At 62.9% G+C, this 15,591-nt stretch carries 15 protein-coding genes; 5 read left to right on the top strand and 10 right to left on the bottom strand.

Translation table 11 applies throughout. The features are described 5' to 3' along the window. Window positions 1–109: 109 nt before the first annotated feature. Window positions 110–790: a DJ-1/PfpI family protein gene (locus AB0O87_RS02750; protein ID WP_363511503.1), complete on the bottom strand. Its 681-nt coding sequence runs from the start codon at window positions 788–790 to the stop codon at window positions 110–112. A 34-nt stretch (window positions 791–824) separates the two neighbouring features. On the opposite strand from AB0O87_RS02750, the gene AB0O87_RS02745 reads away from it, so the two are divergent. Next, a complete protein-coding gene (locus AB0O87_RS02745; protein WP_363511501.1) occupies window positions 825–1,601 on the top strand; it encodes an IclR family transcriptional regulator in 777 nt (258 codons plus the stop codon). A 16-nt stretch (window positions 1,602–1,617) separates the two neighbouring features. Here the strand turns inward: AB0O87_RS02745 and pnuC are convergent, their stop codons facing one another. The 3 genes from pnuC to AB0O87_RS02730 are packed head-to-tail and all read right to left on the bottom strand — an operon-like array spanning window position 1,618 to window position 3,668. Further along, on the bottom strand, window positions 1,618–2,331 hold the full coding sequence (gene pnuC / locus AB0O87_RS02740; RefSeq protein WP_363511499.1) for a nicotinamide riboside transporter PnuC: 714 nt from the start codon (window positions 2,329–2,331) through the stop codon (window positions 1,618–1,620). Between the two features lie 2 nt (window positions 2,332–2,333). Further along, window positions 2,334–2,861, bottom strand: coding sequence for an N-acetyltransferase family protein (locus AB0O87_RS02735; RefSeq protein WP_363511497.1), 528 nt, complete (start codon window positions 2,859–2,861; stop codon window positions 2,334–2,336). Window positions 2,862–2,909: 48 nt separating this feature from the next. Next, complete coding sequence (locus AB0O87_RS02730; protein WP_363511496.1) at window positions 2,910–3,668, bottom strand: alpha/beta fold hydrolase; 759 nt, start codon at window positions 3,666–3,668, stop codon at window positions 2,910–2,912. Between the two features lie 73 nt (window positions 3,669–3,741). Between AB0O87_RS02730 and AB0O87_RS02725 the strand changes: the two genes are divergently transcribed. After that, a complete protein-coding gene (locus AB0O87_RS02725) occupies window positions 3,742–4,440 on the top strand; it encodes a WYL domain-containing protein (protein ID WP_363511494.1) in 699 nt (232 codons plus the stop codon). A gap of 42 nt (window positions 4,441–4,482) precedes the next feature. Here AB0O87_RS02725 and AB0O87_RS02720 read toward each other — a convergent pair whose 3' ends face one another. The 6 genes from AB0O87_RS02720 to AB0O87_RS02695 form a co-directional block, all read right to left on the bottom strand. After that, a complete protein-coding gene (locus AB0O87_RS02720; RefSeq protein WP_363511492.1) occupies window positions 4,483–5,685 on the bottom strand; it encodes a hypothetical protein in 1,203 nt (400 codons plus the stop codon). A 53-nt stretch (window positions 5,686–5,738) separates the two neighbouring features. Further along, a complete protein-coding gene (locus AB0O87_RS02715) occupies window positions 5,739–6,659 on the bottom strand; it encodes a helix-turn-helix domain-containing protein (RefSeq protein ID WP_363511491.1) in 921 nt (306 codons plus the stop codon). A gap of 100 nt (window positions 6,660–6,759) precedes the next feature. Further along, window positions 6,760–7,644: a class C sortase gene (locus AB0O87_RS02710; RefSeq protein WP_363511489.1), complete on the bottom strand. Its 885-nt coding sequence runs from the start codon at window positions 7,642–7,644 to the stop codon at window positions 6,760–6,762. Further along, entirely contained in the window at window positions 7,641–10,466 is a 2,826-nt protein-coding gene (locus tag AB0O87_RS02705) for a SpaA isopeptide-forming pilin-related protein (RefSeq protein ID WP_363511487.1), read from the bottom strand. Before AB0O87_RS02705 ends, AB0O87_RS02710 begins: the two co-directional genes overlap by 4 nt. 195 nt (window positions 10,467–10,661) lie before the next feature. Then, the gene (locus AB0O87_RS02700; protein ID WP_363511485.1) at window positions 10,662–12,176 is read right to left on the bottom strand and encodes a SpaH/EbpB family LPXTG-anchored major pilin; all 1,515 of its coding nucleotides are present in this window, start codon (window positions 12,174–12,176) and stop codon (window positions 10,662–10,664) included. 236 nt (window positions 12,177–12,412) lie between these two features. Continuing rightward, window positions 12,413–13,330: a DUF808 domain-containing protein gene (locus AB0O87_RS02695; RefSeq protein ID WP_363511483.1), complete on the bottom strand. Its 918-nt coding sequence runs from the start codon at window positions 13,328–13,330 to the stop codon at window positions 12,413–12,415. Between the two features lie 141 nt (window positions 13,331–13,471). Here AB0O87_RS02695 and AB0O87_RS02690 point away from each other — a divergent pair, with 141 nt between their 5' ends. The 3 genes from AB0O87_RS02690 (at window position 13,472) to msrA (ending at window position 15,520) form a co-directional block, all read left to right on the top strand. Next, on the top strand, window positions 13,472–14,392 hold the full coding sequence (locus AB0O87_RS02690; RefSeq protein WP_363511482.1) for a DUF4862 family protein: 921 nt from the start codon (window positions 13,472–13,474) through the stop codon (window positions 14,390–14,392). Between the two features lie 106 nt (window positions 14,393–14,498). After that, entirely contained in the window at window positions 14,499–14,987 is a 489-nt protein-coding gene (msrB, locus tag AB0O87_RS02685; RefSeq protein WP_363511480.1) for a peptide-methionine (R)-S-oxide reductase MsrB, read from the top strand. Beyond that, window positions 14,984–15,520: a peptide-methionine (S)-S-oxide reductase MsrA gene (gene msrA / locus AB0O87_RS02680; protein ID WP_363511478.1), complete on the top strand. Its 537-nt coding sequence runs from the start codon at window positions 14,984–14,986 to the stop codon at window positions 15,518–15,520. Before msrB ends, msrA begins: the two co-directional genes overlap by 4 nt. Window positions 15,521–15,591 lie beyond the last annotated feature (71 nt).

Here is a 15,591-nt window from a genome sequence, read left to right as displayed (position 1 = left end):
ACAAAAGCGTGACGAACTAAGTCGGCTGCGGTCGAGGGTGTGACTTTCGGCTCAGGCGAAGCCGAAGGGCACGCTGTCCGATGACAGCGTGCCCTTCGGTCTGCACGAGCTAGACGGAAACCTTCGCTGCCTCGAGCAGAGTGACGAACGCGCCCATCCACGTGCCGTTGTCTGGCCATGCGCGAGCGCTCACCATGTTGCCGTCGACCACCGCACCGCCGCTTTCGAAGGTGGCGCCGGCCAACTCCACGTCGATCGCGAGCTCCGGATATACCGAAGTCGTACGTCCGTTCAGCACGCCGGCCGCCGCGAGCAGTAGTGGACCGTGGCACGTCGACGCGACCGGAGCGTTGCGCTCGAAGAACGCGCGCACAATGTTCTTCGCGTCAGCGTTGTTGCGAATGTACTCGGGAGCGCGGCCGCCGGGAACCACCACCGCCACGTAGTCATCAGGGTTGACGTCGCTGAACGCGATGTCGGCATCCCAGCTGTGTCCGGGCTTCTCTGTGTAAGTGTCGTAGCCATCGATGAAGTCGTGCACCACAAACTGGAGTTTCTTCTTCTCGGGGGCAGCGATATGCACCTCGTACCCGGCTTCCTGGAGGCGGTGATACGGGTAGAAAACCTCGAGTGTCTCGGCGGCATCGCCGGTCAGGATGATGATTTTGTCCATGAGGAGGACCTCCTTGTCGTGGGCGGCCCCAATGCCATCCCCGTGAATCGTCTGAGATCGTGGGAGCCCGCGCAACGCATGTTCCCACCATCTGAGAATCAGTGCGAAATCTGCCATTCTTGGCATCCCGGTTGGCCCGTACAGTGAGGGTATGAGCACTGCGATGGAGCAGGATGGCGGATCGGGCACACAAGCGGTCGAACGCCTCCTCAAGGTGCTCGAAGTGGTGGGGGACAGTGCGCATGGCGCCGAAGTCTCGACCATCGCCGCGGCGCTCGGGTTGAGCCAATCGACCACATACCGATTGGTGGGCGTACTGCAGCGGCAGGGGTATTTGCTCAAACGCAGCCAGGAGCCGCGCTACGTACTCGGGCGCGCCGTCACTGTGCTCGGAATGGCCGCCAATAGGCAGCTACTCGCGATGCCAGCAGTGTGCGCCGTGCTCGCGGCAACCCATGACGAGATCCTCGCCCCCGTGTACCTCACGGCGTTCCACGTTGACGAGATCGTTGTTGCCCACATCGCCGACTCCGCAGAGCACCCGCGAATCTCGCAGCTCCATGTCGGCTTCGCCGATGCTGCCCATGTGACAGCGTTCGGCAAACTCATGCTCGCCGAAAAGAGCCGCAAGCAGCTAGATCACTATCTCGATGAACACCCGATGACGCCCCTCACTCATCACAGCCCTTCTTCGACGTCCACCCTGCGTGACCAGCTCGAGCAGGTGCGAGACAACCGCATCGCCGTCGAAGTAGAGGAGTACATGTCGCGGTTGGCGTGCATCGCGGCGCCCGTCCGCTCTGCGCGGGGGCACACCATCGGTGCCATCTCTGTCTCTGTTTCGGCAGACGATTTCGGCTCCCGGGCCGACATTCTCGAACGCGCCGTGCGTCGCACCGCGTTGACGGTGTCATCCCGACTCGCCTAGCGGTGCTTGGAGCGGTTCAGACCGGCTCGTCGTCTTCAGACCACTGCGGACTCGGATGCGCTGGCGGGATCGCAGCCAGCGCCTGAGCGCTGCGTTGTGCGCGCCACCACACCACGAACCCCACCGCCGTGAAGACTCCATAAAACACGTACATGAAGCCGGTCGCGTAGTAGCCGGATCCGAACAGCAAGGGCACGCCGACGATATCGACGGCGATCCAGATGAGCCAGAACTCGGTCCAACCTTTCGCCATGCCGTAGGTGGCGAGCAGTGAGCCGACGAAGGTCCATGCATCAGCCCACACAGGCTCCCACGAACCGAGCGCGCGGAACAGCGGAGTCAGCGCGATTGTGCCGACGATCATCACGACGATCATCCCGATGCGTGCATTTCTCGGTGCCCACCGTGGCACGATGCGCCCGCCGTCGGCATTACGCCACCGCACCCACCCGTAGACCGAGACGGCGATGAACATGATCTGCCTCCCGGCCTGGCCGAGGAGGTGCGGTAGCGACGGATCGGCGCTGAGGGCGGATCCGAGAAAGACAGTGAGCAGCAGCACGTTGCCGATGATGCCGATCGGCCATGCCCAAATCTTGCGGCGCATGCCGCCCAGTGCGCTCGCGAGACCAAACGCGTTGCCGACGACTTCGCGCACGAGCAGCGTCTGCCCGCCAGGAAGAGTCCAGAACGAGTTGAAAGCCTCGACGAACCACTGCATCAGGTTCATCGTCAGGGGCGAGGTGCAGGTTCAGCGTGGTCGTCGAGCAGAAGCTGCAACATGCTGAGGTCGAGCCAGCGCCCGAATTTTGCCCCCACCTGTGGCATCCTGCCCACCTCGACGAAGCCGAGGCGCTTATGCAACGCGATCGAGGCCGTGTTGCCGCTCTCGATGCCCGCGATCATCGCGTGCATTCCCGCCGCTCTGGCGCGCGTCAGCAACTCATCCATCAGCATGGTGCCGATGCCACGCCCGTGCTGACCGTCGAGCACGTAGACCGAATGCTCAACGCTCAACCGGTAGCCGGTGCGCGGACGCCAGCGACCGTACGACGCGTAGCCCAGCACCCCGGCTTCGTCGATGGCAACGATCACCGGGTAGCCGCTGGCGAGACGATCGGCGAACCATGTCGTGCGCTCGGCAACATCGGTCTCGTCTTCATCCCAGATCGCGGTGGTGTGCAGCACGGCGTGGTTGTGGATTTCGGTGATGGTGTCGAGATCTGCGATCTCGGCATCCCTGATACGCACGGATGTCATCTGCGGTCGTTCTCTTTTCGTCTGCGCGTCGGGTGCGCATCGCCGACGCTAGCAGGGTGCAGGGCCTTCAGGCACTCCGCAGGCCGCCGAGTGGATGGTTTCGGCAAGCTCGCGCGCACGGCTCCACATGGGCCAATGGCCTGTGGGGAGGTCGACGACGTTGAGGTCTTCGATGTGTGCCACCTCCGCGAACATTGCATGTCCGGAGTGGGCGAGTTCCATCACCTGCGCGCTCGTGATTGAGCAGCACACCAGGGTAGTGGGGACTGCGCGGCGAGCGTCGTTCGTGAGTTCGACCCTCTGCCGGAGCACGGGGGCGGGCTCTGGCACGGCCAAGGCGCGAAAGCGCGCCAGGACCTCCGGCGTCAGACCGTCGAGGCTTGCCTGTTGTGCCAGCGCGTCGAAGGGAGGCAGCGGCAACTCGTCCACCCCTGCGGGAAGGTCAGGGGCGAAGACGCTTCCGTTCGACAGTGGGCCGGAGTCGACCCAAATCACCCGCTTCACAAGCTCAGGGTGTCGATCAATGACGAGGCTTACTGGCGCATTCGCGCCACTGTGCGCCACAAGAGTGGTTGGCTGGTCTTCGGTGACTTCGAAGCCAGCGAGGGTTTCGAGAATCGCGGCGGCTTGATCGTCGAGGTCTTTTGTGGCTCGCTCTGGATCGTTCGGATCGAGGCCAGGCAGCGTCATCGCAACTGCTCGGGAGTGTTCGGTGTCGAGGTGCGCCAGCACTTCATCCCACGCCCATGCGCCAAGCCAGTGGCCAGCGATGAGAACAATGGCCGGACTGTTATTCGTCAGTGTCATGTCACCAGCTTGAGGGGGCCAGTGGGCAGGTGTATGGCACTATTTATGTCATGAATTTCCTCCGAGTTGCTCCGTGAAGCGCGCAGAGCGTCTCCATGCGCTTTCTGAGATGCTGCGTCGCTCCGGCACGCGCGGGTACTCCGCCGATCGGTTGGCGAGAGAGTTCGATGTGTCAGTGCGCACGGTCAAGCGAGACCTCGCTGCGCTGGAAAGCAGCGGCGCACCTGTCTGGTCGCGCCCAGGGCCCGGCGGTGGCTACGGGCTCGCGGCAGGTTCGTCCTTGCCGCCGGTAACACTGTCTCCCGCGCAGGCCGTGGCGCTCATGGCCGCTGTTTCTGCGGCCGCTGACGCGCCCTTCGCCGATCTCGCAACGGCTGGTGTGCAGAAAATCCTTGATGTGCTCGATCCGAAAACGCGATCCAGAGCAGATGAGTTGGCCGGCCGCGTTTGGATCAACACTGTTCCTGCTGCGCCGCGCACGATTAGGTCGGCGTTAGAGGAGGCGATGGCTGATCAGCGGGTTCTCCGTCTTCGTTACACGTCGAGAGACGGGACGACGACTACCCGCGACGTCGAGCCTGTGCTGTTCGCATCGACGAACAGCCAGTGGTATCTGGTGGGGTGGTGCCAGCTCCGTACCGCGATGCGGTGGTTCGCGATTTCGCGCATCGAGAAGGCCAGTGTCACTCGGATGGTGTGCTCGGGTCACGCCATTAGCGAGGTGGGGGAACCTCCGGCGAGTGCGCGGCCAGTGCACGGTCGCATCGATTGAGTGCTGACGCCGACGCCGACGCCGACTCCGTCATTGGCCGGGCTAGAAGACGTCGCGCGTTGCGGTGGTGGCGAGCGCATCGCGCACCAGAATCGCGCGGCGCATGTCTGCCATGATCGGGTCAAAGAACCGCTCGCGATAGCGCGCCTCGCTCACGGCTGAGAAGACGAACGGCAGGGTGGCGATCACGGAGACCAGGGTCGCGGCTTTGAGAAGGTTCACGGTGATCGGTAGCTCAGCACCGGCGATGATGAGCGGCTCAACAGCGAGCGCTTCTCCCGCGTTGCTCGGCGACAACCAGATACCGATCACGTTGGCGGGAATGGCGATACTGCCGATCACGATCAAGAGTGCTGCGAGCAGCGCAGCGAAAAACGCGGCCTGCACGAGTTGAGCCACCGTCATCGCGAGCAGAATGTTGACGCGCTGAGCCGCCTGCAACGGTCGACGCTCGATCGAGGTGACGTAACTGTGCTCTGCCGGGGTATCGCGAAGCAGAGCCGCACGTTGCTCCGCGGGTGGAGACTGCGAATCGTCGTCGAGCTCTGAAGCGCTCACACGCAGTGCGACGATTGCGGCAAGCGTGGCGACGACGAGTCCGACCAGCCCGATCGAGCCCCAGGAGAGAGCGGATGAAAGCTGCCAGACCTCCACGGAGAAAAAGGCGAAAACCACCAACATGAGGATGACCGGCAGGGCGATGGATGCCATGTGGCCCATCGCATGCGCGTTTCGCACAGCCAGGCGCAGTGCCCACGAAATCAGCGCCCCGCCACCCATCCCTGTGAGCAACACGCAGACAGCGACAATGAGCAACGCTCGGAAGACGGGCCCGACCGTTGAACCAGGACGAATTCCGTATCCGAAAAGGATCAGGAGCGCGACGCTACCGGCGATCACCAGCAGGGCGACAACCGTGCCAACGCCCGCAGGGAGCCGGCGCAACACGGTGCGCACGATGAGGTAGCCGATCCAGGGGATACCGATCGCCAGCGCAAGCACAAACAGTACCAAAATGGCGATCACGGCCGCTTCCTCGCCCGAAGCGTCGAGGGCGAGGTCGACGGCCAATTCGATCCCGCCGGCCACGGGGAGCCCCACGATTGCTACCCACGCGATTAACGGCGCGACGCGGCGCGGAAGGTCAGTAAACCAACGGCGGAGGGGCACGAAGGTCGGCAGACCTTGTTCCCGGAACCACCGGTCAGCATCGCGTTTCGCGCTCCGGGGCTTCCGAGAAGACATGTGTTGAGAATACGCCAGCGGGCAACAGTGTCCGCTCGAGTGCGTGCACGGTTCTAAGTCGAATGAGCGCTGCTGGCCTGCAACGCGCGATAAAGCGAAGACACCGAAGAGAAGCCCGACAGTTGAGCTATCTGAGCTTGGGAGAACTTGGGGTGTGTGCGCAGAAGACGAGTCGCGGCTTCGCTGCGGGTGCGACGAATCTCCCCGCTGACAGTGAGCCCTGCTGAGGCGAAAGTCGCTTGCAGGGTCCGCTGCGAAGTGCGGAGCTGTGTTCCCAGCGAGGCAGAGCTGAGCCGAGGGTCGCTATGGTTCTGTTCGATGAACGCTTGCGCCCGGGAGAGAAGATCGTCGACGGGCGCAATGTCCCATAGGGCTGTTCTTGCAAGACCCTCGACGATGCTGTCGGTCGCATCTGCGAGAAGGTCGGGCTCCGTCGCCAACGGTGGCGGCGTGACGCAGAGAGTATGCAAGAAGCCATAGAGAGGTGCAAGTGTGCGCCATGGTACCTGTGGTGCACGGATGTTCTCTTGAAGATCTAAGGCAAGAGAGGGAAGGACCTGCGCGGCTGAGCTGATGTAGATCAGTTCGTTCTGCGGGCCAGTGGCACGTATCTCTGTCGGAGCGCTTCCCGGAGGAATAATGAGCGCACTCTTTCCCCTGCGAATCACGGGTGAAGAAGAAAAGACCTCTAGCTCGCCTTTGCGGGCAAAGACCATGAGGGCGCGCCCGCGCGACACTTCGTCGCGATGCCAATGGGCACTTGCCGCTGGCGTGGAGACGGCGACAAGGCTGGTCTGGGTGCGGTGTGCGAGATGCGCGATAACGGGAACGCCAGGCTCGAGATCTGCGATCTCAAAGTTCGCTGCACGAAGGTAGGTGCGCAACGGGGCGTCTCGGTCGAAGTCGCCGTCGTCGACGATACGAAAGCTCTCCTTCATTAGAGGCAATCGGTACCTGTTTCGGGGCTCGCGCACCGAGCACCTCCTTCACTGGGCGCTTCGCGTCCCATGCGAAGGCCTCACCCCGAGAGTCGAGTTATTCGCAGTATATTGATCGCGCATCTAGCCCTCGGGGCTATTTTTGGCGGCCTACCCGGGCGTCGCGGAAGCCCTGCGAGACGAGATATCCGGAGATCACAACGAGGCCGAGCCCTCCCCATACGCTCCACCACGGGAATCCGGGCGTCTCGCTGGGGGCTGCGATCGCCTCGATTTCGCCAGCGGGCGTGGGGGTAATTCTCTCGCCAGTGACGAGGATGCGGTGCGTGTTGATGCCCAGAGGCGTGCAGGTAATGAGGGTCACCAGGTCTTCCCCGGCCACAGGTCGCAGCGTCTCGGTGTCTTCGGGGGCGATGACCTGTTTGGTGATGACTCGATATGTCAGCACCCGGTCGAACACAGCGACGGTGAAGATATCTCCGACCTCAACTCGATCGAGGTCGGTGAACATCGCCGCATCCGCCAGTCCACGGTGGGCCGTGATCACCGATCGAGTGCTTTCGCCTCCGATCGGGAAGTGGGAACCCTCAAGATGCCCTGCACCGCTGGCCAACACGGCGTCGCTTGTGCCGTGATAGATCGGCAGGTCCACATCAATCTTCGGTACGCGGACGCGTCCCATTAACCCGTCAGCTGTCGCAGACAGGATGTTGTCATAATCGAATCCGCTGCCGGCCCGCGCGCTGTCGCTCACCGGTATGTTTCCGTTGCGCTCGATCAGCACTTCACCAGAGCTGAGTGCATCGTTGTAGGCCTTCGCCTCGGCGAGTTGTTCGTCGATCGACGGGTCGACATCGTCGAGGAGTGATTGATAACCGTCAACGACGAGTGACTGGTTGTACGACGACACCCATTGTGCGGTCATCGGGTACAGCCCAGCGGCGAGGCCACCGAGTGCGAGCACGGTGATCAGCATCGTAAAGATGCCTGGCCTCCACCGCTTTAGGCGGGTGCGCGTCACAATTTTTTCGCCTTGAGCTGCCTGCGCTGCCTCCAAATACCCAGGGCGGCCAGGCCGCCGAGTCCCCCGGCGCCGAGGAAGAACATCAGAGTTCCCATACCGCCGGTGAGCGGGATGCCAGGGATCTGGATCTGATCGTTCTCGATGTCGCCGTACGACACGTTCGTGTTAAGGGCAATGTCGATCGTTTGCTCCAACAGCATGTACCCAGCTGGCGCGGTCGTCTCACTGAGCTCGTAGGTACCAGGAGTGATGCCTACCAACAGAAACTCACCAGCCTCCGGGTCGCGGTCAGCGCCCGTGCAGTCATCCGCGTCGGCTGTGATGCAGTCGACGACGATGATCGCGTTGGTGGGGTCGAGCTCGCCGCTGGCCGTGTAGGGAGTGAGTAGCCACTCCGAGCCGGAGAGTCGGTCGCCCTCGAGGTTGACCTTGTTCCACGCAAGACTCACACGCACCGGGTGCTCCGTACACGGGGTTTCCGGGTCGCACGTCTCCGGTGGTTCCTCGCCCGTTGGCACAACGAAGTTGCCAAGCATGGCGTTGCTGGTGTCAAGAAGCGGATCCTTCACTGTGACGGAGTACGTCACGGTCCGCGTTGTGTTGGCCGCGAGCTCGCCGGTGACCCGGATTCGATCGCCGTTCAGCACAGCGGCCAGAGGTGCCTCTGCGTTGATCGCGCCCTGCAGGTCTGCGTCGTCGAGCACGTCAGAGAGAACATCCTCATGATCGACGGTTACGGGAAGCCCACCGGTGTTGCGGAAGGTGAGCGTGTAGGTGACGCTCTGACCCGGGGTGACTTCAGCACCGGAAGCGGGGTCTGAGCTCTTCTCGACTTCGATGGCGCCCGGGGTAGGTTCGCGATTGTAGATCGTGCATTCGACCCGTTGGTTCTTCAGGCCGCTCACGGTGAATCCTGGCTGCGCGGCGGTGCCTGCGTCCGTGACTGTCACAGACGTTCCGGTCTCGCTGTTGACGCAGACCGCGTTACGTGCCGATGCACCGGTTCCGACCGGCACGATCTCGTAGCCGTCTTGCTGGGTCTCGAGGATCTGCACTCCGCCGCTGTCTGCGGCGCCAGGGAACGTAAGCCCGAAGTCAACCTTGCCGTCGCTGTCTTCTGTGGTGAGCTGCGAGCTTGGAGCGTTGACGTTGACCGCGGCCGTGGCCGTGCTGGTCGCATCGAACTGCCATCCGGCGGGAGCCGGGGTCGCATCCTCAATCGTGCCGTCGTTCGGCACAATCATTTTCTGCACGCCGATACTGCCCTGACAGTTCGTGTTGGCGAGGTCAGCGAGGGTGTCAGCGGCCGCCGCGAACGACGAGGCACGGTAGTAATCCGAGTTCAATGTCGGTCCGGAGACAGCGCGAAGGTTGAACTCACCTACGGATGTAAAACTTGGCCCCACTCCCAAGGCGATAACCCGAGTGCCCTCGGCCTTGAGTTGATTCGCTGAGAAGATCCCGGCATCGACGTCCTGAAGCGAGTTGTAGGCGCTCGACCCTTCGTTATCGCGGATGACGCTGGGGTTTCCGTCGGTCAAGAGGACCGCAACGTCGTAGTGGGGGGCTGCCGTGGCTGCGGTCGCGAAGCCAGCATCCCAGTTCGTACCACCGCCGTCTTCCCAGTCCGCGTACTGAGCCTTGAAGCTGTTGCCCTCCTCTGCTGTCGTCACGGGCAGAAGCGTCGGGCTGTTGCTCGCGTTTCTGCCGGGGCTCGAATCTGAGAACGAGAAAAGCCCCATCCGTGTCGGAGTTCCACGGAACGCATCAACGAACGATGACATCGCTGACTTCAGCTCTGCCATGCCCGACGTGCCGAGGGAGTTGGAGGTATCCGCAAGGAGTGCGACATCGAGCGTGCACGATGCGGGAAAGACCGGGTTTGCCCTGGACTGGCTCCATACTCCCGTCGTGCGGGTCACGTTCGCCGCGTACCAACCCTCGGAGTTGTTATCTAAGCGGTTGCGCATGAAGTAGCGGTCAGGGTCACCTGAGCCGATTCCCCGATCATTGGGATCGTTCCAGGGCATCGCTGCGGTTGAACTGTAGGTCACTCCCGCTCGTAGCTGCGTGTCGGTGCGGAAGCGATATTCCCACGCAGTTTCGGGCGATTCGCTGTACTTACCCACGCGCAGCTGAGGATTGGAGTACCAGCCTTCAGGGCTTGCCTCCTCCACGACCCAGAAACGGGTGTCCTGTGGCACGCCTGTCGATGAGATTCCGCCGCTGCGGATCGGGATGACGAAGTTGCAGTCGCCGTCAGCATCCGACACGCAGGTCGTCCAAGACCATGCGGCGCTGTAGCGGCTTCCTGCGTTGCCCTGGTCGGGAGTTCGTTCGGCGGCTCCGTTGCGGAAGCCGCCTCCTGTGGTCGCGGTGCCAGCGGCATGAAGAGCAAGTTGCACGCCGGCAAGGCCCTGCACAGTGCCGTCAGGCAGGCGATCCCCGCCGACCTTGACGGTGATCACGGCAGACCCGGCCGGTGGCACGGGAATGGACCTCGGGGTGATTGACGACTCGGGCTCCGCATCGTCGGTCGCGGACGCAGACGCATCATCCTGGGGAGAAGTGGACTCAACGTCGGAGGCCTCGGGAGCATCAGTATCGGGCGCCGACTCATCAGTCACGGGGACATCTGGTGCAGGGGTTGCAATGACCGGGGCGGTGTCATCAGCCACAGTTTCGGCTGACGCTGTCACCGGGGTGCCCAGTACCGCGATACTGAGCCCGACCGCCAGGGTGCAGGCGGCGAGCCGAGAGCCGAAGCGTCGCTCGGGTCGGCGCATTCGCTCACTACGCGTAAACGGATTGATTTCCATAACGAGATTCCTGGTGCTGCTCGGTGATGACAGATGGCGTATCGACGCGGACGTCAAATACAAGAACGTGGTGACGCGGGCGGGCTAGGGAAGCGACCCGCGCCACCACGCCATAACGTGACGGTCCGAGGAGTGCTCAAACCACCACGTCTGCGACGACCCGCACGAAGTCGTGCCGCCGCAGTCCGGGGGTGCTTACTCGGCGATCGCTGCTTCGCGGCGACGCTTCATGAGCACCAGTCCAAGGGCGATGACGCCCGCTCCGATACCAGCCGTGATCAGAAGGATCTGGCCGTTCGCACCGGTGAGTGGCAGTCCGGGAACTCCCTGCTGGGTGTTGATGATGTCGGCGTTATCGGCGGTGGTCGTCGCGCCAATCTGCACTGTGACACCGTTGAACGGGTCAGCCGGAAGCACGAATCCAGCGGGGGCTGCGGTTTCCTTCAGCACGTAGCAACGCTGCGGGCTGTCGATGACCGGGTTCTCGCTGTCGCTGACAAAGAGACCAGCGACGGAGATCACGCCGCCGGCTTCGGTCGTGAATGAGCTTTCGCCGTCGACCGTGATGGGGTCGCCCTCTGCCACAGCTGCGGTGCAGTCCGCTGCGTAGGGGTCTGTTGCGTTGTAAACCTCGAAGGTTGCGCCGGCGAGCAGTCCTTCAGTGCCCGACGAGCCGGAGGAGCGCTTGAGGATCTCGAGCGAGCCCCAGTTGGTTTCGACCTCGTTGGAAGGCAGCGGCGGGCGCACATTCGGGTCGAAGCCCGGGTTGTTGGTCCACAGCTCAGCATCGTTGACGATGGTGCCGTTTCCGATTGAGGTGACGGTGCCAGCGAATACGACGGTGACTTCCTTGCCTGCCTGGGCGTTCGGGCCCTGGTTCAGCCACGCCAGACCAGCTGGGGTGAAGTTCATGGTGATCTGCTGTCCGACAATGTCGATCGTGTAGTAGCTCGAGTCAAGTGCAGCGTCATCGACCGTGACGGTCACCTCGGATGCGGCGACCGCGGCAAGGCGTGTGTCGAGCGTGTCGCGGATCGCGAAGCCGGTCCACACATCGTTGGTGGTCGGGACGGGAGCGGAAACGGGGAAGCGGACGACAGAGCCGAGGCCTGTGTCCTGCTGCTCCTCGATCGTCTTCACGATCTCGCCTGCACCGTTCTTCGGGTATGCGTGCACGTCGTACACCCAGCCGTTCTCGTGTGGCATCGGGATGGTGACGATGAAGGGGGCTGCACGGTCGACAATTTGCGCAGGTGCTTCGGTCTCGCACACCTGGTAGGCGCCGAGCGTGAGGGCGAGCGTAGCCGCACCCTGTGCATCAGTGGCGGGGAATGCGACACCGGTGCCGAGGGTGAAACCGGCTGGCGCGGTGCAGGAGGCCCCGGCCTGGACGTCTGACAAACCATCCCAGTTCGTCGCAACCGCGAGGTCGAGAGGCTGTCCGTCTTTGAGGAGCGGGTAGGCGGTGAAAACGACGTCGGCTACGGGGTCGGAGAAGTCTCCAGCCGCAGGTTCCTCGCTGATGTCACCTTCAACATCGCCTACCTGGTACAGGTACTTGTGGACAGTCAAAGACCCAGTGCGGTCTTCGTCGATGTTGCCGTAGTCCTGCGGGCTCGCGTGTGCGGCGGTCGCCCCGACCGCACTACATATTCCTACGGTCGCCACTCCAAGCACTGCAGCGAGGCGGTGCATTCTTTTTTTGCGCACGGAAGTGCTCCTTCACTCTCTTCGGGTATGGCTGCCAGGTGCAGCCATCGGGAAGGCACGCATTAGCAGCTCGCGTCGACCCTCACATGGAGAGAGTGGATGCGACGAAGCCGCTTACGCGGTGTGCGCCGAGTGGGAGAGTGTTTGCGCGTTTTGACGAGATTGGGCGCGGCAGACGCGGTTCTGGTGGGCTAGCCCAGCAGGTTCCACCGCCGCCCTGAGGAGGAGCGCTCGACTCAGATACGCACGTGGGCGGGGGACTCTTCGCCCTCATGGAAGCTCGGGCTTTTGCCCAGCATCCGCGCGATTCCGAGAACGATCCCGACGATCACCAGTCCGACAATCAGTCCGACAATCGCCGAGATGATGGTCTCCACCAGCCACACCACAAACCCGCCGAGAGGCTCAAGTGCGCCTTCGACCGCGTGCAACATGTCGGTGGTCACGTGCAGCCCCACTTCGCCGAGGTTGACGAGCAGCAGATGCCCACCGACCCACAGCATTGCGACGGTGCCGAGCACGCTGATGAAGCGGAACACCGCAGGCATCGACCGCACAATTCTGGTGCCAGCGTGGCGCACACGCTGCACCGAGTTCTTCGCCATCTTGAGTCCGATGTCATCGATCTTCACCAGCAAGGCGACAGCCCCGTAGACAACGCCGGTCATGATGAGGGCGATCACGGCGAGGATAGCGAGCGTCGTCCAAAGATCGAGGCCGCCCTCCAAACCGGCAAGCGAGATGAGCATGATCTCGGTCGAGAGGATCAGGTCGGTGCGCACGGCACCGAAGACCAGTTTCTTCTCGTCGCGCGCACTCTCATCGGCTTCGCCGTGGTGCACGCCGAACCACTCGAGCACCTTCTCTGCACCCTCGAAACACAGGTACGCGCCGCCCAGAATCAGCAGGTACGGCAGCACCCACGGTGCGAACGCGGTGAGCAGCAGTGCCGCCGGAATGATGATGAGGAACTTATTGGCCAGAGAGCCGAGCGCGATCTTGCCGACCACTGGCAGTTCGCGCGCCGGCGTAATGCCCTGCACGTACTGCGGAGTGACAGCCGCATCGTCGATCACGACGCCAGCTGCCTTCGCCGACGCCTTCATTGCAGCGCTCAGAATGTCGTCAACGACGGCGAGCAATCCAACCGACATATGCAGTTCCCCTCAGAGGTGTGTGGTGCGGAGGTAACTCTATCGAGTGCACGCGGCGTCGCCGTGCTCGAAGGATACGATGAACACTCACCTCTCGGCTGGCACCAGTTGGTGCGCCGACCAGATCGCGGAGATACGCGCATGACTGCACCGATCCTCGTCAGCTCCTACACAGTCTCCCCGGCTCATGCGAACTGGGACCCCGCACTTGAAGCCGAGCTGCTGCCAGCGCTCTGCGCGCTTCCTGGCGTCGCCGGTCTCGAAGTGCCGTGGGCAGGACGCATCCACCCCCACGATGAGGCCTGGTTTCTCGCCAACGTGCCAGCGGTATCGCTCGCCGTGACACCGGTGCCCTTCATTATGGGAAGCATCGGAGCCGACCCCGCATACGGCATCTCCTCGACCGATGAAGAAGGACGAACCCGTGCCGTCGATGACCTGCGTCGCCTCGCTGCCGACGTCGCGCGCATCAACGCAGAGAGTGCGGCGACCGTTGCGGTCGTGATGTTGCACACGGCACCGCGTGCCACCGGTGCCGTCGAACCCCTGGTGCGGTCGTTGGGCGAGATTACGGCGCTCGACTGGTCAGGCGCCCGTCTCGTCATCGAACACTGTGATGCCTTCGTGCCAGAACAAGCACCGAGCAAGGGATTCTTGTCGCTCGACGCCGAGATTGCCGCCATTCGTGCAGCCGACGTTCCGGTGGGCCTCTGGCTCAACTGGGGGCGCTCCGTGATTGAACTCCGCGACGCCGACGCCGTGACCGCGCAGATCGCCACCGCCGCCGACTCCGGCCTCCTCGTAGGGCTCGCTTTTTCAGGGGCCGCCGCAACAGAGAGCCCCTATGGGCGACCGTGGATCGATGCGCACCTACCGATCGCCTCGGCCTATCCGGAATCGCTCTCTCTCCTGGACGACGCGCACGTTGCTGATGCGCTCGCCGCAGCAGGAGATGTTGCGTGGCTGGGAATCAAAACGGCGAAGCGTCCAGACGATGCGTCGGCGGATGATGCGTTGCAGATGGCCTCCCGCAACCTCGAGGTCGTGCGCGGCGAAGGGTGAGCGTAAAACTCACAGGCCGCTCACAGTCCCGCGGGACCAAATTCGGGCGTTCGTTGGTTCTCTTCTAAGACGCCGCAGCCAGCGACGTCAGAAAAGGAGTCAGATCATGTCGAACGACTACGGCAAGACCCCAGAGGCCATCAGTGCCCTCACACACCTTCAGTACGAAGTGACGCAAGAAGATGCCACGGAACCGCCATTCCGCAACGCGTACTGGAACAACCACGACGAGGGTATCTACGTCGATGTCGTCTCCGGAGAGCCCCTCTTCTCCTCGAAAGACAAGTTTGAGAGCGGTTCGGGGTGGCCAAGCTTCACCCGACCGATCGAAGCGAATGCGGTCACTACCCGCACTGACCGCAAGCTGTTTATGAAGCGCACGGAGGCGCGCTCCGCCGTGGCAGACAGTCATCTCGGACACATCTTTGACGATGGCCCCCGTGCCGAAGGCGGGTTGCGCTACTGCATGAACTCCGCCGCGCTTCGCTTCATCCCCGCTGATCGCTTGGAAGCAGAGGGGTACGGTCGCTACCGGACTCTCTTCGGCGAGACGCCCGAAACTTCCCCCACCAACACTTCTGAGGAGCAGTCATGACCGACGCTGGAACCATCACCCGCACCCCCGGAACCGAAACTGCCGTCTTGGCTGGCGGTTGCTTCTGGGGCATGGAAGACCTGATTCGCCGTCAGCCAGGCGTGCTCTCCACCCGCGTCGGCTACACCGGCGGATCGAACGATCACGCGACCTACCGCAACCACCCCGGCCACGCGGAGGCTGTGGAGATCGTGTTCGATCCCACAAAGACCACGTACCGCGACATCCTCGCGTTCTTCTTCCAGATCCACGACCCATCAACGGTCGACCGCCAAGGAAACGACCGCGGATCAAGCTACCGATCTGCGATCTTCCCGCTCACTCCGGAGCAGGAAACCGTCGCGCGCGACACGATCGCTGATGTGGACGCGTCTGGCCTGTGGCCCGCGAAGGCCGTCACGAAGATCGAGCAAGAGGGGCCGTTCTGGGAGGCCGAGGAAGAGCACCAGGACTACCTTCTCAAGTACCCCAACGGCTACACGTGCCACTTCCCCCGCGCCGGTTGGGTGCTGCCCAAGCGCGACGCCTCCTGACGCGATGCTTCGACAAGCTCAGCAACCCCATTCCAATGGTCCCCTGAGTACGCAACGTTTGGTCCCTGAGC

Origin of the sequence: Microbacterium sp. NPDC076768, from assembly GCF_040687205.1 — a bacterium.
In the GTDB taxonomy this organism is placed as follows: Bacteria; Actinomycetota; Actinomycetes; order Actinomycetales; family Microbacteriaceae; genus Microbacterium.
Note: the sequence above shows the minus strand (reverse complement) of the source record. Positions and strands in the feature narration are given on the sequence as shown.